The sequence below is a fragment of the Flavobacterium macacae genome, assembly GCF_003865365.1.
GTDB classification, from domain to species: domain Bacteria; phylum Bacteroidota; class Bacteroidia; order Flavobacteriales; family Flavobacteriaceae; genus Flavobacterium; species Flavobacterium macacae.
Window position 1 is genome coordinate 165,701 of record NZ_RQVR01000004.1, and the last position, 19,332, is coordinate 185,032.

General features: G+C 33.9%; 18 protein-coding genes. 5 read left to right on the top strand and 13 right to left on the bottom strand.

Annotated features, from left to right (window positions below; all coding sequences use genetic code 11):
• Position 1 precedes the first annotated feature (1 nt).
• Positions 2-1,117 (top strand): peptidylprolyl isomerase, encoded by a 1,116-nt coding sequence (locus EG849_RS05335; protein ID WP_125012055.1) that lies wholly within the window; start codon positions 2-4, stop codon positions 1,115-1,117.
• A gap of 22 nt (positions 1,118-1,139) precedes the next feature.
• The gene (locus tag EG849_RS05340) at positions 1,140-2,306 is read left to right on the top strand and encodes a peptidylprolyl isomerase (RefSeq protein WP_125012056.1); all 1,167 of its coding nucleotides are present in this window, start codon (positions 1,140-1,142) and stop codon (positions 2,304-2,306) included.
• Between the two features lie 127 nt (positions 2,307-2,433).
• Here EG849_RS05340 and EG849_RS05345 read toward each other — a convergent pair whose 3' ends face one another.
• The 11 genes from EG849_RS05345 to EG849_RS05395 all read right to left on the bottom strand — a co-directional run bounded on the left by EG849_RS05345 (position 2,434) and on the right by EG849_RS05395 (position 14,154).
• Entirely contained in the window at positions 2,434-2,871 is a 438-nt protein-coding gene (locus EG849_RS05345) for a hypothetical protein (protein WP_125012057.1), read from the bottom strand.
• Between the two features lie 320 nt (positions 2,872-3,191).
• A complete protein-coding gene (locus EG849_RS05350; RefSeq protein WP_125012058.1) occupies positions 3,192-4,370 on the bottom strand; it encodes an AIR synthase related protein in 1,179 nt (392 codons plus the stop codon).
• Positions 4,371-4,511: 141 nt separating this feature from the next.
• Positions 4,512-5,399 (bottom strand): OmpA family protein, encoded by an 888-nt coding sequence (locus tag EG849_RS05355; RefSeq protein ID WP_125012059.1) that lies wholly within the window; start codon positions 5,397-5,399, stop codon positions 4,512-4,514.
• A gap of 285 nt (positions 5,400-5,684) precedes the next feature.
• Complete coding sequence (locus tag EG849_RS05360) at positions 5,685-7,169, bottom strand: carboxypeptidase regulatory-like domain-containing protein (protein WP_125012060.1); 1,485 nt, start codon at positions 7,167-7,169, stop codon at positions 5,685-5,687.
• A gap of 7 nt (positions 7,170-7,176) precedes the next feature.
• Positions 7,177-8,613 (bottom strand): CsgG/HfaB family protein, encoded by a 1,437-nt coding sequence (locus tag EG849_RS05365; protein ID WP_125012061.1) that lies wholly within the window; start codon positions 8,611-8,613, stop codon positions 7,177-7,179.
• Position 8,614: 1 nt separating this feature from the next.
• Positions 8,615-9,016: a curli production assembly/transport component CsgF gene (locus EG849_RS05370; protein ID WP_125012062.1), complete on the bottom strand. Its 402-nt coding sequence runs from the start codon at positions 9,014-9,016 to the stop codon at positions 8,615-8,617.
• Positions 9,017-9,032: 16 nt separating this feature from the next.
• Positions 9,033-9,332 (bottom strand): CsgE family curli-type amyloid fiber assembly protein, encoded by a 300-nt coding sequence (locus EG849_RS05375; protein WP_125012063.1) that lies wholly within the window; start codon positions 9,330-9,332, stop codon positions 9,033-9,035.
• Between the two features lie 32 nt (positions 9,333-9,364).
• Positions 9,365-9,769 carry a curli-like amyloid fiber formation chaperone CsgH gene (csgH, locus tag EG849_RS05380; RefSeq protein ID WP_125012064.1) on the bottom strand — a complete coding sequence of 135 codons (405 nt, stop codon included), beginning with the start codon at positions 9,767-9,769 and terminating at the stop codon, positions 9,365-9,367.
• 4 nt (positions 9,770-9,773) lie between these two features.
• Entirely contained in the window at positions 9,774-10,295 is a 522-nt protein-coding gene (locus EG849_RS05385; RefSeq protein ID WP_125012065.1) for a hypothetical protein, read from the bottom strand.
• A gap of 64 nt (positions 10,296-10,359) precedes the next feature.
• On the bottom strand, positions 10,360-11,508 hold the full coding sequence (locus EG849_RS05390; RefSeq protein WP_125012066.1) for a hypothetical protein: 1,149 nt from the start codon (positions 11,506-11,508) through the stop codon (positions 10,360-10,362).
• Positions 11,509-11,964: 456 nt separating this feature from the next.
• Positions 11,965-14,154, bottom strand: a complete 2,190-nt coding sequence (locus tag EG849_RS05395) for a glutamine synthetase III family protein (RefSeq protein WP_125012067.1) — start codon at positions 14,152-14,154, stop codon at positions 11,965-11,967.
• 308 nt (positions 14,155-14,462) lie between these two features.
• On the opposite strand from EG849_RS05395, the gene EG849_RS05400 reads away from it, so the two are divergent.
• Positions 14,463-14,726, top strand: a complete 264-nt coding sequence (locus EG849_RS05400; RefSeq protein ID WP_125012068.1) for a hypothetical protein — start codon at positions 14,463-14,465, stop codon at positions 14,724-14,726.
• A gap of 57 nt (positions 14,727-14,783) precedes the next feature.
• On the top strand, positions 14,784-17,147 hold the full coding sequence (locus EG849_RS05405; RefSeq protein WP_125012069.1) for a glycosyltransferase: 2,364 nt from the start codon (positions 14,784-14,786) through the stop codon (positions 17,145-17,147).
• Positions 17,148-17,262: 115 nt separating this feature from the next.
• Here EG849_RS05405 and EG849_RS05410 read toward each other — a convergent pair whose 3' ends face one another.
• On the bottom strand, positions 17,263-17,793 hold the full coding sequence (locus EG849_RS05410) for a membrane lipoprotein lipid attachment site-containing protein (protein WP_125012070.1): 531 nt from the start codon (positions 17,791-17,793) through the stop codon (positions 17,263-17,265).
• Between the two features lie 96 nt (positions 17,794-17,889).
• Here EG849_RS05410 and EG849_RS05415 point away from each other — a divergent pair, with 96 nt between their 5' ends.
• Positions 17,890-18,450 (top strand): DUF1543 domain-containing protein, encoded by a 561-nt coding sequence (locus tag EG849_RS05415; protein ID WP_199732256.1) that lies wholly within the window; start codon positions 17,890-17,892, stop codon positions 18,448-18,450.
• Positions 18,451-18,726: 276 nt separating this feature from the next.
• Here the strand turns inward: EG849_RS05415 and EG849_RS05420 are convergent, their stop codons facing one another.
• Positions 18,727-19,314 carry a hypothetical protein gene (locus EG849_RS05420; protein ID WP_233581751.1) on the bottom strand — a complete coding sequence of 196 codons (588 nt, stop codon included), beginning with the start codon at positions 19,312-19,314 and terminating at the stop codon, positions 18,727-18,729.
• Positions 19,315-19,332: the final 18 nt, after the last annotated feature.

Genomic DNA, 19,332 nt, shown 5'->3' on the forward strand with positions numbered 1-19,332 from the left:
AATGAAAAAATTAACTAGCCTTTTTTTAGGTCTTACTGCTTTTTTTATGTCTTGCGATAGCAAAACAAACAATCTTAAGGACGGAATGTATGCCGAAATTGAAACTTCAAAAGGAACAATTTTAGTAGAACTAGAATACAAAAAAACACCAGTAACCGTAGCTAACTTTGTGTCTTTGGCAGAAGGTAAAAACACGATGGTGGATGAAAAATATAAAGGAAAACCTTTTTATGATGGTTTAAAATTTCATAGAGTTGAAGCAGATTTCATGATTCAAGGTGGGGATCCTGAAGGAAACGGAATGGGCGGTCCTGGTTATAAATTTAAAGATGAAATAGTTGCCGATCTAGCACTTGACAAAGGAGGGATTTTGGCAATGGCAAATGGTGGAAAAGGTACAAATGGTAGCCAATTTTTTATTACACATACCGCTACACCTTGGTTAACAGGAATTCATACTGTATTTGGTCATGTTTTAGAAAACGGAATGGAAGTGGTGAATGCCATCCAACAAGATGATGTAATCAACAAAATTACAATTATCCGAAAAGGTGAAGACGCTAAAAAGTTTGATGCTCCAAAAATCTTCAAAGATAATTTTGCCGATGAAATTGCAAATCAAAAGAAAATTGAAGAAGAAAAATTAAAAATGAGAGCCCAATATGCTGAAATCATTAAAGAAAAAGAAGCTTTTTTCACAACAGAAAAAGCAACTTCCACTAAAACGCAATCAGGTTTGCAATTCAAAATAATTAAAAAAGGAAACGGCAAAAAACCAGTTGCAGGAACACAAGTTTTCTTAAACTATGCCGGTTATTTTGAAAACGGAGATTTATTTGATTCTAATATTGAAAGCATTGCAACTGCTTATGGAACGGTAGATCCAAATCGTGCTGCCCAAAGAGGTTACCAACCAATTCCTTTTATGGCGGGTGCAAAAGAAGGAATGATACCTGGATTTATTGAAGGAATCGAGCAGCTTTCTTTTGGAGATAAAGCGGTAATTTTCATTCCTGCTTATTTAGGATATGGAGAACGAGGTGCTGGCGGCGTTATTCCTCCAAATGCCAATATTATTTTTGAACTTGAACTGTTAGAAAACGCTCCAGCAAATTAATATTAATAATAAATATTTCACAATGAAACTAAAATTTATATGTGTATTGCTTCTTGCGATTTCAGTTGGAAGTTATGCCCAAAAAGGAAAAAGCAAAACTACTGCTAAAAAAGCGACAACAGCTCAAAAAGCAACTGATCCAGAAGGAATTTTTGCTGTAATGGAAACTAATAAAGGTAGAATTACAATTCAATTAGAATATCAAAAAACGCCAATTACAGTTGCCAATTTCATCTCTTTAGCAGAAGGAACAAACAATGCAGTTAGCCCTAAATACAAAGGAAAACCTTTTTATACCGGATTAAAATTTCATAGAGTGATACCTGATTTTATGATTCAAGGTGGTGATCCACTTGGAACGGGAGCGGGTGATCCGGGTTATAAATTTAAAGATGAATTTCACCCGGATTTAAAGCATAATTCAGGCGGAATTTTGTCAATGGCCAATTCTGGCCCTACAACAAATGGTTCGCAATTTTTTATTACTCATAAAGAAACACCGTGGTTGAATAACAAATATACCGTTTTTGGAAAAGTAACTTCAGGAATGGATATTGTCAACATAATTACTCAAAATGATGTGATCATGGAAGTAAAAATTGTTAGAAAAGGTTCAGAAGCTAAAAAATTTGACGCAGCAAAAATTTTCAATGACTATTTTGAAAACAAAGATGCTTATGCTAAAAAAGAAGCCGACGCTTTGCTAGCTAAGAAAAAAGAGGCGGAAGCAAAAATTGCTCCTGTAAAAGCTGCAAAAGTAGCTGAATTGGCGAAGGCTAGAATAACTGCTACAAAAACGGAGTCTGGATTAGAATATGTAGTTACTAAAAAAGGAAGTAACGTAAAACCTGCTCCTGGAACGCAAGTCTATGTTCACTATTCTGGATTTTTAGAAGATGGAACTTTATTTGACAGCAGTAACGGTGAAGTAAATAAATTATTTGGAAAATTTGACGAAAATAGAGCGGCTCAAAATGGTTACCAACCTTTACCTGCAACTGCCGGGAGCTACAATTTTGTACCTGGATTTTCTGAAGGTTTAAATCAATTGTCAATTGGTGATAAAGCTACACTTTTCATCCCATCGGCTTTGGGTTATGGGGAAAGAGGCGCTGGCGGAGTGATTCCTCCAAATGCAAACATTATTTTTGAAGTAGAGCTTTTGGACGCACTTCCGGCGAAGCAGTAATGGGTATGGAACAATTAAAAAGCTTGGTTTTCAGTTTAAAATGAAAGCATAAAAACATAAAAAAGGGATTTTCAATTAAGAAAATCCCTTTTTTATTTACGGATCATTGAAATCCTATTTTGGTAAACTACTTTTTAAATTTCCAGTCGAATTCATCTTTATTATTGATGATGGCGCCCACTTCAACTTTTACGACATCATTAAATTCTGTTTGAAAAATCATCCAATTTGATTCGTTGAAATAATTTTCTAGCGTATCAAATTCTTCTTTTTCCCAAGTTGCATAATCTTTCGTATTCAGTTCTTTTTGAACATCTGAAACATTTCTTCCGATTATTTTTTTATCAAATAAAACTAAATCTTGGCTTGAACCAACGATATATCCTAATTTGAAATCTTCATCTTTATAAAAGGTCAAGCGCAATTTTTGGTCATTATATAGATAAACCGTGTTTTCATCTTCGTCTTTAAAACTTTTGCTCGGTTTACCATAAAGCGCTTCCACGTCTTTTTGCAACATCCCGAAGATTAATTTATCTATTCCTGTTTTTGGATTTATTTTCATAATTGTCAATTATTATTTTTTGCAAAGATAGGCGTAATTTTTACTTCCGAAGAAACTAAATCAATCTAACTATTTAGAAAGTTTATTTTCCAATTCTTGACCAAGTCTTTCTTCTCATTCTTCTTTTAAAATACTCAAAATAACACTGTTTCTTCCATAACCAGATGGAACTAAACTCTCTTTTCTCTCAATGCATCGCACTTACAAATTCAGCATCCAAAAATATTTTTGATTAAAAGCAACCTGTGTTTATAGAAATTGCAGATCAAAAAAAACTCTCGAATGTATCGAGAGTTTCTTTTATATTTTATTTGGAATTTTTAATATTCAAAAGTTCCAAATTCGCTATTTATAGTTAACTTTTTAGTTTCTGAAGCTTCCACTCTACCTACAATTTGTGCGTCTACGTTAAACGATTTTGAAATAGCAATAATGTCTTCCGCTAATTCTTGGGGAACATAAATTTCCATTCTGTGACCGCAATTGAAAACTTGGTACATCTCTTTCCAATCTGTTTTTGACTGCTCTTGAATCAATTTAAAAAGTGGCGGAATCGGGAAAAGATTGTCTTTAACCACGTGAACATTATCTACAAAATGAAGCACTTTTGTCTGTGCACCGCCACTGCAATGCACCATTCCGTGAATTTCTTTTGGAGAATATTTGTCTAAAATGGTCTTGATAATTGGAGCGTAAGTTCTTGTTGGCGAAAGTACTAATTTTCCAGCATCAATGGGAGAATTTTCAACGGCGTCTGTCAATTTTACATTTCCAGAATACACCAGGTCAGCCGGAACCGACGCATCAAAACTTTCTGGGTATTTTTGTGCCAAATAATTATGAAAAACATCGTGGCGCGCCGACGTTAATCCGTTGCTTCCCATTCCTCCGTTGTATGATTTTTCATAAGAGGCTTGACCAAAAGAGGCCAAACCAACGATCACGTCACCTGCTTTTATATTAGCGTTATCAACCACTTTATCTCTTCTAATTCTTGCCGTAACAGTTGAATCTACAATGATTGTGCGAACTAAATCACCCACATCAGCCGTTTCTCCGCCAGTAGAATTGATGGTAACGCCAAAAGATTTTAGCTCTTCAATCAATTCTTCGGTTCCGTTTATAATTGCTGAAATAACATCTGCCGGAATCAAATTTTTATTTCTTCCGATAGTTGACGAAAGCAAAATATTGTCAGTCGCGCCAACACACAATAAATCGTCAATATTCATAATCAAAGCATCTTGAGAAATGCCTTTCCAAACAGACAAATCGCCTGTTTCTTTCCAATATAAATAGGCCAAAGACGATTTTGTTCCTGCACCATCAGCGTGCATGATTAAACAATAATCTTTGTCGTTGGTCAAATAATCTGGAACAATTTTACAGAAAGCTTTTGGAAATAATCCTTTGTCGATGTTTTTAATTGCGTTGTGAACATCTTCTTTTGAGGCAGAAACACCTCGCAAATTATAGCGTTTGCTAGTATCGGAACTCATAAAAATCGGTTGTGTTGTTGTGGCGTAAAGATAGTCAGATTTTTTCAGACTTCTTGGATTTTTAGATTTTTAGATTTTAGACTTCTTAGAAAACTTTGACACTTTGTTACTTTTAAACTTTGCTACTTTAAAACTCAGAATCTAATTTTCACGAATTTCAATTTCTACTCTGCGGTTTCCAGCTCTTTCAACTTCAGAGGTTTCTGGAATTTTGAACATCGGCTGTGTTACTCCAAAACCTTTAAAAGTGACTCTTTCATCAGCGATCCCATTGAATTCAAGAAATTTGGCGATTGCTTTTGCACGTTTTGCAGAAAGATCTTGCTTGTCATTTTGCATACAGCAAATATGGCCCTGAACTTCGATTTTCATCTGCGGATTTTGTTTCATAATTTCCAGAAGTTCGTACATTTTTGAGCGTGATTCTGGCATAATTGCAAAAGTATTCAACTGAAAATTCAGATTTTCTAATTTGAATTTTTCACCAGCCTTTGCCACAGTTACTTTATCCATAAAAGCGGTATCAAACTTTAATTCAGATGAAGTCCCATTAGGATTTTTAACCGTTATTGCGGTAGGATATTTGGGCAATTCTCTGGGTTTTACAACCGGGATTTCTTTTTTTATTCCGAGAATCTCATCTTCGCGAGCTAAATCTTTTTCTAATAAAAAGTAGATTGTTACTTTTCTATTTTCTGATTTAACTTTTGAATGTTTATGCCTTTCTCCGAAGCTTCTAGTTTTAAAATCTTCCCTGATTTTGACTTTGTTTTTTACTAAATTAAAAATTTGATTGACCCTTTTTTGAGCCAAAGTATCATTAAATCCAGAAGTTCCGTCTTCATCAGTGTATCCGTTTATGGCAACGATTTTTACTTCTTTATTTGAATTTATCCAAGAATCAAGTTTGGTACTTTCTGTCTTTTTTAAGTCAAATTTATTGCTGTCAAAATAGATGGAAAATTCTTCTTGGGCTTGAACCAACATTGGAAAAAGAAATAATAAAATATAATAAATCTTGGTTTTCATAAAATTCACTTTAGAATAAAACGAAATAACGATTTATATATTACAAAAAAAAGCTTTTATCAAAACGATTATTAATTTTCAAGAATCATTATTTCCCCTCTCCTATTTTCATCTTTTACAAATTCGTTTTTTCCTTGTTTAATCACTTTTAACTTTATTGCCATAACACGAACCTCAACAATTTACTACAAAAAAAAATGAGACGGAAAAATACCGCCTCATTTAAGATTCACTTTTTGGGGGGAAATACAATGAATCAATTGCTATACGCTGATAATTGAAATTTTATTCCCAATCAGGCATAGTGCCGTTTGTAAATAATGTCACTCTGGAAGTTGTTGTTCCTACAACATATTTTTGAATGTTTCGCACACTCATAAAATCATTTGATGTATTGACAAATATAAGCTCGGCTTCACTTGGCGAATACCGTACATCTAAATCAACTGTTCCAGCTGGCTTTTCCGTATTGATTTGAGTGGTTATATTTGTAGAAAAATTATGCTCAAAAACTCGTGAATCAAGCTGTCTGTAATCTTGATTTTCAAAACCAGAAATATCTCTAGTGAAAATCAATTTAGTTCCGGTTACAGAAAAATTCAATCCACCAATTGCTCCTGGTACACCTGAAATTACCTGATCCTGAATTACTCCGTTCATACCAATAACATAAATTTCAGCATTATATCCGTTGGCGCTATTTACTTTTAAAGCAATTTTTGAATTGTCATAACTCCAGTCGCATTCTGAAATAAATTTACCGTCAGGGGTTTGGAAAATTTGAACTAGTCCGCTTCCATTAGCATTTATCTTGTATAATTTATCAAAATTGGCATATATGATTTCATTTCCCGAGTTATTCCAAGAAAAATTTAAATATTCTGAATTGAAACCTGCAATTGGCACTGAATTAGTCACCTTAAAAACTGCTGAACCATCTGGATTCATTGTATAAATATGATTTTGGGAACCATTTGATCTGATAAATGCAATTTTATTTGACTGCGTATTTCTTCTTGGTCTCCAACTGTTTGCATCAGAAGCTGTTAATTGCACTTGATTTCCGGATGCGTCTCCTGCATAAATCACATTTTTTTCGCTTAATTTTTTTACAAAAAGAAATCTAGTTAACGGAAAGCTTGTTGTGGTAAAAGTGCGCACAGTGCTTAATACTGGTGGATTAATTCCGTCATTTGACGATACTTGCCAAAAATATTTTGTTCCAAAAGCTAAGCTGTTGAGCGTAAAAGTTTTTGTTTCGATATCTGAGTAAATTACTATATCATCATTGATATCATTTCTTAAAGTCACTTCATATGTTAACGAATCTAAGTCAATATCTTCTGCAGTCCATGTTAAAATCACCTGCATATTTTGATTAATTGCGTTATCGGCCGGCGAAACCAAAACTGGTGTGTCTGGCGGTCTGTTATTTGAAGTAGAAAGTTTCATTTCAAAAACTACTTCGGTGTTGCTTCCTGAATTAACGACCACGGCTTCGAACTTGGTGATGTATCCATCTTTTTGCGACTGAAATGAATAATTTCCAGTGGCAACGCTTGGCATTGTAAATCTTCCATCATTATCGGTAAATACAGTGCTTGAATTTGGGTTTGAAAAAACTTTTGCGTTTGCTACTGGCTCAAAAGTATTTTCTCGAACCACTCGTCCTGTGACAGAACCAAAATCAACTCCATCTACTTTTTCTTCACTGCAGGAAAACAGAAAAATCAAAAATAGAAAACTAAATTTTATGTATATATTTTTCATAATTGCATTATTTTTTTGGGGCTACCTCTTGTTTTGGTGCTTGATTTAACGGATTTTCTTCGATAATAAATTTCTCGTAAATCTTTTCTTTTTTCTTTGAAAAATAATAGGTTAATCCAAATCCAAATTTGAAATAAAAGTCATCTCTAACACCACTTTTTAAATAATCTATGTTATCGCTAAAGTTCAAGTTGTGCTCTGCGTAAGCTTTTATACCGATATTGCTTGTTGCCAAGTACTCAAGTCCGGCGCCATACTGAAATTTTAAATGTTCATTTTCAAAAAGCCTGTTTGCTCCAAAACCCAAACCGCCGAAAACATAAGGACTCAGTCGATCTTTCGGCAGAATTATGGCTTCGGCATTTAAATCAAAAGTTACATATCCAACATCTAATTTTTGTTTATTCGCCAGGTTTATCACATTTGTGGAAGCACTCAAAAACAGGCTTGGTGACATTCTGAATTTTAGTGCGCCTCTGCCAAATGGTCTAAATAACGCTTCGCCATAGTCGCCGTCAATGAGGGTGGCTCCTCCAGAAACTTCCATTGAAAATTTAGATCTTCTTTCTTTTTGTTCTCTATTATATAAAACTCTGGCTTCGGCAGTTTCTTTTTCATGATCGTATTTTGCCATAATAGAATCTACTTCTTCTTTTGGAGCATCGGCTTTCCAGATATTATCTTTAATTCCTTCCATCACTAGTGATTCTACTGCTTTTTCTATGGCCTCAGTAACAGCCAAGTGAACAGGTTCATTGGTTGTATAACCTGTCTCAACTTCTAGTAGTCTTTTAAATTTTACATATCTAAAAAAGCTCTGATCGATGGCTTGAGAAAAGATAGTTTTTGAGACATAAACTGATTTTAAGATTTTTCCATTTGAAGTAGAAATCATTCTTAAATAGATGGTTACTCTATCTTGTCTGTATTTTGTTGAGCCACCTGCAGCAAAATATCTGGCTCCAAAACCGCCTGTTATAATATTAGAATCATAAGAAATGATTCCTCCTTCTAATAAAACTCCGGCGTATAAAAGAGGCGTTAGTTGCGGATCATTTGGGTTTTGACTTTTTGAGTATTCTTGCCTTGTTGACCTTATGAGGTTTCTTTCTTGTAAAAGATTTCCAATGTTTTCACGTTCGATTGGCACAAACCATTTTGAGTCTTCTAATGCTTTAATTAATATTGATGTGGCTCCTTGTGTTACTGCTGTACTGAATGTACTTCCAACTTCTGAAGCTTTGTATTGTCCTGTTTGATCCCTAAATTTATAAATTCCAACAACCACTGGTTCTTTTGGTTTTGGCAATTGTTTTAAAAGTGGGGTTGCTTGTGTATTCTCGCCAAGTATTGCTTTTTCTACACCTGTTGGCTGATTGTAATAAGCGCCACAGCTTGATAAAAGTAATACCAATACTACAATTGAGTAATGATAAATTCGCATGTTATTGATTTGGGATTATGACTTGTGTTTGTTCTCCAGTATTTGTATCTAATATACTTACAACTAATCCTGCATTTGAAGGATATACTTCTACGTTTAAGCTACCAAAGGTGTAGCTTCCTTCAGAAATTCCGTTTGAACCAAATTGTTGTGTAAATAAAGATCTTGATACTTGCGTGAGCAATTGCGAATTTAAATTTTGAGTAAATCTTTCAAGTTCTGAAAGTTCAGTTTTTGCAGGAGCATCTTCTTTTATTGTATTTTGAGATTCGGCTGAGCTTAATAGCCAAGCATAATTAAAAGTGTCTCCGCCAAAGTTTGGGTTTCTCGGCTTGTACACTAAATCTTGTGCATTTGCTGTCATTGCGAGCAAAGTCACTACTGATGTTAGTAAAAGTTTCATGATGATTATTTGTTGATTAGTACTGCGTGATATATTTGCTTTGTTTTTCAAGATTTTTTAAATATAAGAATGTAGCATTTACTGCATCTTTTGCCACGAGTGTCAGATATTCTTCATCTGGCTTGGCTAAAAATTCATAAATTGTGACATTATCTATTGTTATTATTATCTTGGTGTTTCTTGCAAAACTTAATTCTTCACTTACAGTAACAATCTTATTGGCATTTATATCCTTTTCACGATATTCATAATAATATAAATCGTAAAAATCTTTGCCTGCTTTGGTCTTAGTATCGTTTGATACGACACCCGCCATTTCAATGCCGTCAATGGGAATGACTATTGTTTCTACTTTTTTTTTTCGTCTTCGCCAATAACTATTCTATCTTTTCCAACGAGTTCCTTTGCTTCATTATAAAATAAAAGCAAGATAATTACTTCGTCTTCTTTACCCAGATTTACTTGGGTTGTAGATAATTTTTTAGTTTCACTTGGCTCAAGGGTAAACAGTCCTTCTTGGGCATTATTAGATTGGTTATTGCTTTTTTTATTCTTTTTTATAACTGACAATTTATAAGTCATGCTTTGAATTATATCAGTTAAATTTTCGGCAGTGCCTGTAATTTTAATATTTCCTTCAATTTCTTCAATTTCAATTTTTGCCTTCACCTCTTTATTAGACAATTGTCCATATCCAGAAAAGCTTATGATTGAAAGAAAAAGCATAGTGATATGTTTGAAAGAAATATTCATTTTATTATTGATTGATTATAATTACTCCGGTTCCATTTCCTGATTGACTAATTTTCATGTCTTTCGAAAGCGAATTTGTACCGTAATTTTGAATGTTTTGGTTATCACCTTGTTGAATCATCTGCATATTTACATCATAATTTGTGTAATATGTAAAATCTGAAACTGTGTTATTTGATCCGTTTTGTATGATAGCTTGATTGATTGAATTTGCTTCTTTTGAAACTTCAATCAAGTTATTATTTCCATTTTGTGCAACAGAAAAATTTACATTCGATGATTTAAAACTTGCATTAACCGTATTAAAATCACCAATTTGCTGGATCATAATTCCTGAAGGATTATTTGAAAGTGTATTTAATGACTGGTTAACATTCATTTTTGAAACTAAATTCAAAGCATTTTCTTTTGAATCAAAAACAGATGAACTGTATTGATCAAAACCAGGATTTTCACCTTCTTCCTGAGCAAAAATTGCTTGAGAAAAAAGTGTTATGAAAACTAATTTTATAAATAGTGATTTCATGATTTTTAATTTTAAAATATAAAAGATGAGGCGAATAATCGCCCCATCTTTTTATAAAATAATCTTAGTTAGATTGAGATACAAATGATACGTTTGTATTACCAACTTGAGTAACTGTACTCATGTGACCGTCTCCCATTTGGATAGTCAAAGCACCATTTCCTAATCCTAATTGGTCAATAGAAGATGTATTATCTTCACCATTTTGGTAAGTTGCAGCTACGTTGCTGTTACCAACTTGAACGTGGTTAGCATTGTTACCTTCACCCATTTGCAATTGACCAGAGATATTTGAAGTTCCTGATTGTTTTGAGTAAGCGATGTTATCATCACCTAATTGAACTTGGTAAGATTCGTTATCTCCATGAGGGTAAGCATTGTAAGGAGCTCCTAAATAGTTTTCACCTTGGTCGATAGTAGCTGCGTTACTGTCACCTTCTTGGTATTGTACTGCTAAGTCACCACCGTTGATGGTTGGTTGAACCTCATCTTGCCAAACTGTAGCGCTGTTGCTATCCCCAATTTGATATTGGTAAGCCTCATTGTCTTGGTTACTTTGAGAAATCATTGCATTATTAGAATCTCCATCTTGATCTTGCAAAGCATAGTTGTTTAACGCTTGGAAAGAAGAAGGGTTAATTCCTTGAGTTGCTAAAGCAGTGTTTGAGTGACCTTCTTGTCTTTGGTCAACTTCGTTACCATCACCGTGTTGAGTTGCTGTTGCAGTATTTCCAGCTGATCCATCAGGTCCAGAAGTTTGAAATTGAGTAGCAACGTTATCATCTCCTGTTTGAGTCACAGTACCTGTATTGTTGTCAAAACGTTGAGTTTGAGTTGATTTGTTACCATCACCCAATTGTGTAGCATAAGCTTTGTTATTTTCAGCTTGACCACCGCCATTTCCTTGACTTACAGTTGCTTCGTTATTATCACCATCTTGATTTACATCAGAAATGTTGAAATCACCTCTTTGGTCAACATCTGCCATGTTCTCGTCACCTAATTGGTCAACGATTGAGCTGTTTTCTAAACCACTTGCAACACCTGGAGCAACGTTTCCTTGTTGGTTAACTGTAGCTGTGTTTTCTCTACCTACTTGTACTACAGAAGATCCGTTAGAAGTTCCTTCTTGCGAAACTGTAGCTGAATTCTCTTGAGCGAATGCTACTCCCGTAGCTAGCATAAAAGCTACGCTTAAAATCACTTTTTTCATAATAAAAATATTTAATTGGTTATAATTACAATTTAATACTTGGGGCGAAAAAAGTCTTAAGAGGAAAATTACTATAAATCAATATAGACAAAACTACATTTAATGTAGCTTTTTGTGTTTTTGGAGGTAGCAAGAGTGGTATTTTGCTTTTTCAAAGGTATTTCTTTTTTTCAATAAAAAAAGTCGAGAACAAAGAAAAATGTTGATTTTATCTAACTTTTCTACGAATTGCACAAAAAATCGGATGAAATGCACAAAACTTAAACTTTTAAACTATTACGTTTTCGGGAGTTAACTATAATCTTACATCTTCTTAATATACATAATGTGTTCAGATTTATGCTAATAGGAAAATAACTACTAAAACATAAGAGATTTTTATCAATTCTGACCAAAATCAAAAAAGCCCGCTAAATCAGCAGGCTTTTTCTTTGTTGTGGTAGTTTAGTAGATCTATTATTTAGTAAACAATAATTCTCGATATTTAGTTAGTGTCCAGATTTCATCGTCAACCAAAAGCTCTAGCTTATCACAGTGCGCTCTGATTATTTCAAAATAAGGTTTCACAATATCGCAGTAAGCCGCAGCCATTTCTTCTGAATTAGAAAGGTTGTTCGCTTTTTTGCGTTCTTCAGTCATTTCTTCCACTTTCGCGCTGATGCCTTCAATGTGTCCTGAAATTTCTCTGATTAATGAAATTTGCTCTTTAGCAATTGTTTCATATTCACTTCCAAAGATGTCTTTTAATCCTTTTACATTCTCAATCAAAAGATTTTGGTAACGAATTGCCGTGGGAACAACGTGGTTTCTCGCGATGTCGCCTAAAACCCTTCCTTCAATTTGGATTTTCTTAGTGTATTCTTCCAATTCGATTTCATAACGAGCTTCCACCTCAACGTGGTTCATTACTTTCAATTCAGAAAATAAATCCAATGCTTTTTTAGAGATTTTTGCTTTCAAGGCTTTTGGAGTCGTCTTGTGGTTACTCAAACCTCTTTTTCCTGCTTCAATTTCCCAAGCTTCGCTATATCCATCTCCTTCAAAAAGGATATTTTTTGTTTCCTTAATATATTCTCTCAAAACATTGAAGATCGCATCGTCTTTCTTCATGTCTTTTTCATCGATCAAAGTATCAACCTCTTTTTTGAAATCAATCAATTGTTTTGCAACAATTGAATTCAACGTTGTCATTGAATTTGCGCAGTTTGCAGTTGAACCAACAGCTCTAAATTCAAATTTATTTCCGGTGAAAGCAAAGGGTGAAGTTCTGTTTCTGTCAGTATTGTCTAATAAAACGTCTGGAATTTTTCCAACTACGTTCAATTTAAGGTCTGTTTTTTCTTCTGGAGATAATTTTCCTGTAGAAACTCCTTCTAATTCTTCCAATACTTTAGTCAATTGCTGACCAATAAATACTGAAATAATTGCCGGTGGCGCTTCATTTGCTCCCAAACGGTGGTCATTACTTGCTGTTGCAATAGCCGCTCTCATCAATTCTTCATACGTATTAACCGCTTTGATTGTGTTAATGAAGAAAGTCAAGAATTGCAGGTTGCTCATTGGCGTTTTACCTGGCCCAAGTAAGTTTACTCCTGTATCTGTAGCTAATGACCAGTTGTTATGCTTACCAGAACCGTTAACTCCCTTGAATGGTTTCTCATGGAATAATACTTTAAAATCATGACGTTCTGCCACTTTTTGCATTACATCCATCAACAAAGAGTTGTGGTCAACCGCCAAGTTTGTCTCTTCAAAGATCGGAGCCAACTCAAATTGGTTTGGAGCCACTTCGTTATGACGTGTTTTAACCGGAATTCCTAAAAGCATACACTCATATTCCAATTCTCTCATATAAGTAAGAACTCTTGTTGGAATTGAACCAAAATAATGGTCATCCAATTGCTGTCCTTTTGCAGAAGTGTGTCCTAATAATGTTCTTCCTGTCATCAAAATGTCAGGTCTTGAATTCGCTAAAGCTGAATCAATCAAGAAATATTCTTGTTCCCAACCTAAAGTTGCAGTTACCTTTTTTACATTTTTATCAAAATAACGGCAAACATCTACTGCCGCATCGTCGATTGCAGAAAGCGCTCTCAACAATGGTGTTTTATAGTCTAAAGCTTCTCCTGTATAAGAGATGAAAACCGTTGGAATACACAAAGTTGTTCCAAAGATAAACGCTGGAGATGTTGGATCCCAAGCCGTATAACCTCTTGCTTCAAAAGTATTTCTAATTCCTCCATTTGGAAAAGAAGAAGCATCTGGCTCTTGCTGCACCAACTGGCCTCCGCCAAATTTCTCTACTGGATCACTTCCATCATAAGATGTTTCAAAAAACGCATCGTGTTTTTCAGCAGTAGTTCCTGTTAAAGGTTGAAACCAGTGTGTATAATGTGTTACTCCTTTTGACAATGCCCACTCTTTCATTCCCAGGGCAATATAATCAGCAAGCCTTCTATCAATCTTTTTTCCATGCTGCACGGCATCTTTAACCCCTTGATAAGCATCTTCAGTCAGAAACTGACGCATGGTTTTATCATTAAATACATTACTGCCGAAAATTGCAGATTTTCTCTCCAATTCTTCAAATTTTACAGGTTTTCTACCTGCGATTTGTGCCAAAGCCTGAAAACGAAATGTTGCCATATGAAAGATTTTAAAATAAGAATTCATTCTAATTCGTTACAAAGATATATTTTATTTTTTTTTAAAATCAATCTGCCCTATTTTTTTTAGGGGTAAATTTAAATAATATCTCTTTTTATATCAATACACCCTGTTTATTAAGGTAAAATTCACGGTTTCACACATATTCCAAGAACACTAATAACATTGGTAACAATTTCAAATTAATCCTATAACTAATTATTCAAATTCTATAATACAAATCATTGAAGGGATAAGTACTTTTAATTTTTGACAAATAATAAATAACCATATAATAAATACACAGTATGAGCAACAAAAAAGTAGTATTAGGGATTGCAGCAGGAGTTGCAGCTTTAGCCGTAGTAGGTTTGTTAGTAACCAAGAAAAAATCGAAAAAAGAGAAATTCGCTGACGCAGCCAAAGATGCAAAAGATAATTTCAGAAGCAAACTACAAGAATTGCAGCGCAAAGCAAAAAAAGAATTCAACAGCGCACTAGAAGACAATGGAAGTATTGCCAATAAAGCAAAAGAGAGAGCGAACGAATGGATCGGAAAGACTTCGAATTAATTTCGAAACCAACTGATGAATGAGTAAGGAATTGAGAATTGCAAAAAAAGATTTAAAATGAAAAAGACCAATCAAACCACAAACATTGAGAATTTAAACTCCACAACAAGCATTTTTCCTTCAAGGATTAATTCCTCTTTTTCTGACGAAGATTCTTTGCCAGAAATTTTATTCATTACATCATTCCCGCCCAGAGAATGTGGTATTGCAACTTATTCTCAAGATTTGATGAAGGCTTTGAATAAGCAATTTGTCAGTTCTTTTAAATTGACCGTTTGCGCTTTAGAAAACAATAACGAAAGACATTTATATTCAGAGGAAGAAGTAAAATACACTTTAAATACGTCTGATATCAATTCTTTTGCTTCAGTAGCAGATGCAATAAATAATGATCCAGCTATTAAGGTTGTGGTCTTGCAACACGAATTTGGCTTGTTTGCTGAAAATGTTGCCACTTTCAATAAATTCATTACCGACATTCAAAAACCATTGTCCGTGGTATTTCATACGGTTCTTCCAAGACCTGACGAAGTTTTTAAAGCAAATGTGCAACACATTCTTGACAGAGCCGATTCTTTAATTGTGATGACTGAAAATTCTTCAAATATTCTTTTGGAAGATTATCAAGTCGAAAAAGAAAAAATTACGGTAATTCCACACGGAACACATTTGGTTCCGCATACCGACAAAAATATCCTGAAAGCTAAATATGGCGTAAAAGGCAGAAGAATCCTTTCTACTTTTGGCTTGTTAAGTTCCGGAAAAAGCATTGAAACCACTCTTGATGCATTGCCAAGTATTATCAATAAAAGTCCAGATGTATTATTTTTGATCATCGGAAAAACGCATCCTGGCGTTGTTGTCAATGAAGGCGAAATATATCGAGAGTCTCTTATTAAAAAAATTCAAGAACTTGGACTTGAAAACCACGTTCAGTTTGTCAACAAATATTTGCCATTGAACGAACTGCTCGATTACCTTCAAATGACTGATATTTATCTTTTTGCTTCAAAAGATCCGAATCAAGCCGTCAGCGGTACTTTTTCGTATGCCATGAGTTGCGGTTGTGCGATTGTTTCGACACCAATTCCTCACGCAAAAGAAATGGTTGCTGACAATTGCGGTTTGACTTTTGATTTTGGAGATTCAAAAAAACTGTCAGAAGCCGTAAACTTATTGATTTATGATATCGGACTTCGAAAAAATATCGTGATGAATGGTTTGCATAAAATCATTCACACCGCTTGGGAAAATTCAGCAGTGGCTCATGCGGTTTTGTTCCAAAAAGTTTCTGGAAATCAAATCGAATTGCATTATAGAAATCCAGAATTGAACTTGGATCACGTTAAAAAAATGACGGATGATTTTGCGATGTTCCAATTTTCCAAACTAAATCGTCCTGATCCCAATTCAGGTTATACTTTAGACGACAACGCCCGAGCGATGATTGCGGTTTGCCAAGATTATAAATTGACACGAGACATTGATGATTTGAAATACATCAGCATTTACTTAAATTTCTTGGAATTCTGCCAAAATAATGAAGGAAAATTCTTGAACTACGTTGATGTAAACAAAAACTTTACGCCACAAAATAATGCTGTAAATTTAGAAGACAGCTCAGGCCGTGCGATTTGGGCATTAGGATATTTGATTTCATTAACGCCTCTCCTACCTTCAAATTTTATAAAAAAAGCCGAAAATGTTTTCAGAAAAGCAATGCTTCAAACCGAAAACATGCATTCTCCAAGAGCAATGGCATTTGTAATCAAGGGAGCGTATTATTTCAACCGACAAATAAAAGAACTGGACAATCAAGCTTCTATTAAAACGTTTGCTGACCGATTGGTTCAAATGTACAAGCATGAAACAAAAGACGGTTGGAACTGGTTTGAAAGTTATTTGACTTATGCCAATAGCGTTCTTCCGGAAGCTTTGCTTTGCGCTTTCGCTGTAACCAAAGATGAAAAGTACAGTACGATTGCCAAAGAATCTTTTGATTTTCTGTTAGACAATACTTTTACAGATAACGGAATTAAAGTGATTTCAAATCGTTCTTGGCACATTAAAGGTCAAGAAAAACAAGAGTTTGGCGAACAGCCAATTGATGTGGCGTACACGATTCTTGCGTTGCGAAAATTCCATGATATTTATAAAGACGAAGACTATTTGAATAAAATGGAAATGGCTTTCAATTGGTTTTTAGGAAACAATCACTTGAAACAAATCATATACAATCCTTGCACTGGTGGCTGTTTTGACGGCTTAGAAGAAACGCACGTAAATTTAAACCAAGGCGCCGAATCAACCGTGAGTTATTTAATGGCGCGTTTGACCATTGCCAAATATTTTGGAAACGCAAACACCATTTATTTTCGAAAAAAATTAAAAGCAGCAAAACTATTGCTTTTGAAAGCTTAATTACTAATTCCCAAAAAAGCCAGACTGAAATTGTAGTCTGGCTTTTTTTTATTTAAATATTAGGCATAAAAAAAGAGACTCGAAAGTCTCTTTAGATTATTATTGAAAATTGATATTATCTTTCTCCGATTGTTCTAACGTTTGAAGAATTTAATTTGTAAGCTTGCATAACTGCGTTATAATCTGTTAAATCAACTGAAGCTGTATTAGTTGCCGATTTATTACTTAAAAAACCTGGAATAACTACAACTCTAAATACTTGGTTTACAGAAAAAGCTGGAGCATCTTCTGCTGGAAAAGTACTATCAATGTAAATATTGATGTCATTAACAGAAAAATCAAATGTATACAGCAAATCATCAGCACCATTATTGAAATAATAAGTTTGAGGTAAAGCTTCCCAAACGTCGTTTCCAGCATTTGTCCCTGATAATCTATATACCAAAATCATATCAGAAGAGAAAATTTGTGGACTCAAAGTGTAATTAATTGTGTAACCATTAGCAGCTGTAAAAGTTGTATTTCCGTTAATTTCAAAAACCTCAGCAATCGTATCATTATCGCTATAAATACGATCATCATTGTTTGAACAACCAGTTAGCGCCGTCATTGCGACAACTGTCAATAGTAAAAATATTCTTTTCATAACTTATTTTTTTATTTGTTTATAAATATATTCCAAAAATAAAGCCAAAAAAATATTTTTAGAGAATTTTAGCAAAAATATTTTAATTTTGAACTTATGAAACAAAAACTTTTTATGGTAATCATTGGCTGTACGCCAGAAGGACGACTTACTGAACAACACGATGCTTTTTTTGGAATTGCAAACTCTTTAAAAGATTTGGTTCCAGAAATGATTGCTTTTTGGCCTGAAGCCAAAGGAATTATCCACATCGATTCTTGGAGAGAAGTAACCAATGTTGACGGATATTCTATTGAAGTGATTCAAAAACAACAAACTGCCACAGCTGAAAAATTATTTTTTTTAAACTTGGGAGGTTACAAACCTGGCGAACTTGAAGAATTTCATTATAAACTGCTAACCGTTTCTGAAACGCTTTCTGGTGCTACAAAACGTTCTAAAGAAACTGCGTTTTACAAACATTATGGCTTTAAAGGAGCAACATCACATGTTGATGAGAAATACGGAATTGACATTGATGACGCTCACAAAGTAGAAGATATATTGCCTAAAAATACGAAAGACCAATTTCAATTAAAAATCACGAAACAAGAGATTTTAACAGAAGACGAATTGCATATTGGTTATTTAAAAATCTCCAAGCTTTTAAAATTGTAAATTATTCCAAAATGATCTTATGGATTTGTTGTTTCTTCGTCACAAAAGGTTTTTTTGCAAAATATTCATTGGTTAAAAAAAACGTTTTTCCGTCTTCAGAAGCTATTCCTTCTACTTGATGGAAAGGCAATTTGAGTTTTATTTTTTCACTTTTACCTGAGAAAAAATCATTTTCTTGAAAATCAGAAAACTTATAAATAAACGGTTTCAGTTTTTTGGAATATCCGGATAGAACCAATTTATGGTCTACAAAAATAGCATCTGTAATTAATCCATTTACTTTAAATTTCGTTTTGAACTTTGCTGTATAATTTCCCGGAAGTTTCGACAGGAATATAAATTGGTCTGTTTTGAAGTCCACTGTTTGGTAAAAATATAAATACTGTCGTTGGAAACTATAAAAGCTTCGCCATCGAAATCGGTTGTGTTTGATTTTTTTGGAGTAAAATCTAGTTGATCAGAATACTTAAAATGGATCGTGTCCAATTTTTGAATTCCTGATAAAAGTGCTTCTTTTTCAATTCTTAAGATATTTAAATTAGTTCTGTTTCCTGTAATATTATTTCCAAAATCACCTATGTAAATATAATTTTCATCTTGTGAAATAGATTCCCAATCGTTATTTTTTACATTTTCTAAATGAATGGTTTGAGTGATTTCTCCCGAAAATGGATCCAAAGCATACAAATTGGTATCTCCATCATCATTGTGCGTCCACAATTTGTTGCTCCAAAATAACAAACCTGAAGTTTCCCTACTATTTTCATCTAAAACTTTAGAATATTCCGGCTTCAACTTTTGAGCATTGGCAGTCAAAAGTAAGCTTGAGAAAAAGAAAAAAAGGATATGATATTTTATTTTCATTTGGATAAAAATAAGAAA

Excerpts from the sequence above, each read along its gene's own strand:
- EG849_RS05335 (WP_125012055.1), top strand. The coding sequence starts at position 2 with ATGAAAAAATTAACTAGCCTTTTTTTAGGTCTTACTGCTTTTTTTATG.
- EG849_RS05340 (WP_125012056.1), top strand. The coding sequence starts at position 1,140 with ATGAAACTAAAATTTATATGTGTATTGCTTCTTGCGATTTCAGTTGGA.
- EG849_RS05345 (WP_125012057.1), bottom strand. The coding sequence starts at position 2,871 with ATGAAAATAAATCCAAAAACAGGAATAGATAAATTAATCTTCGGGATG.
- EG849_RS05350 (WP_125012058.1), bottom strand. The coding sequence starts at position 4,370 with ATGAGTTCCGATACTAGCAAACGCTATAATTTGCGAGGTGTTTCTGCC.
- EG849_RS05355 (WP_125012059.1), bottom strand. The coding sequence starts at position 5,399 with ATGAAAACCAAGATTTATTATATTTTATTATTTCTTTTTCCAATGTTG.
- EG849_RS05360 (WP_125012060.1), bottom strand. The coding sequence starts at position 7,169 with ATGAAAAATATATACATAAAATTTAGTTTTCTATTTTTGATTTTTCTG.
- EG849_RS05365 (WP_125012061.1), bottom strand. The coding sequence starts at position 8,613 with ATGCGAATTTATCATTACTCAATTGTAGTATTGGTATTACTTTTATCA.
- EG849_RS05370 (WP_125012062.1), bottom strand. The coding sequence starts at position 9,016 with ATGAAACTTTTACTAACATCAGTAGTGACTTTGCTCGCAATGACAGCA.
- EG849_RS05375 (WP_125012063.1), bottom strand. The coding sequence starts at position 9,332 with ATGGCGGGTGTCGTATCAAACGATACTAAGACCAAAGCAGGCAAAGAT.
- csgH (WP_125012064.1), bottom strand. The coding sequence starts at position 9,769 with ATGAATATTTCTTTCAAACATATCACTATGCTTTTTCTTTCAATCATA.
- EG849_RS05385 (WP_125012065.1), bottom strand. The coding sequence starts at position 10,295 with ATGAAATCACTATTTATAAAATTAGTTTTCATAACACTTTTTTCTCAA.
- EG849_RS05390 (WP_125012066.1), bottom strand. The coding sequence starts at position 11,508 with ATGAAAAAAGTGATTTTAAGCGTAGCTTTTATGCTAGCTACGGGAGTA.
- EG849_RS05395 (WP_125012067.1), bottom strand. The coding sequence starts at position 14,154 with ATGGCAACATTTCGTTTTCAGGCTTTGGCACAAATCGCAGGTAGAAAA.
- EG849_RS05400 (WP_125012068.1), top strand. The coding sequence starts at position 14,463 with ATGAGCAACAAAAAAGTAGTATTAGGGATTGCAGCAGGAGTTGCAGCT.
- EG849_RS05405 (WP_125012069.1), top strand. The coding sequence starts at position 14,784 with ATGAAAAAGACCAATCAAACCACAAACATTGAGAATTTAAACTCCACA.
- EG849_RS05410 (WP_125012070.1), bottom strand. The coding sequence starts at position 17,793 with ATGAAAAGAATATTTTTACTATTGACAGTTGTCGCAATGACGGCGCTA.
- EG849_RS05415 (WP_199732256.1), top strand. The coding sequence starts at position 17,890 with ATGAAACAAAAACTTTTTATGGTAATCATTGGCTGTACGCCAGAAGGA.
- EG849_RS05420 (WP_233581751.1), bottom strand. The coding sequence starts at position 19,314 with ATGAAAATAAAATATCATATCCTTTTTTTCTTTTTCTCAAGCTTACTT.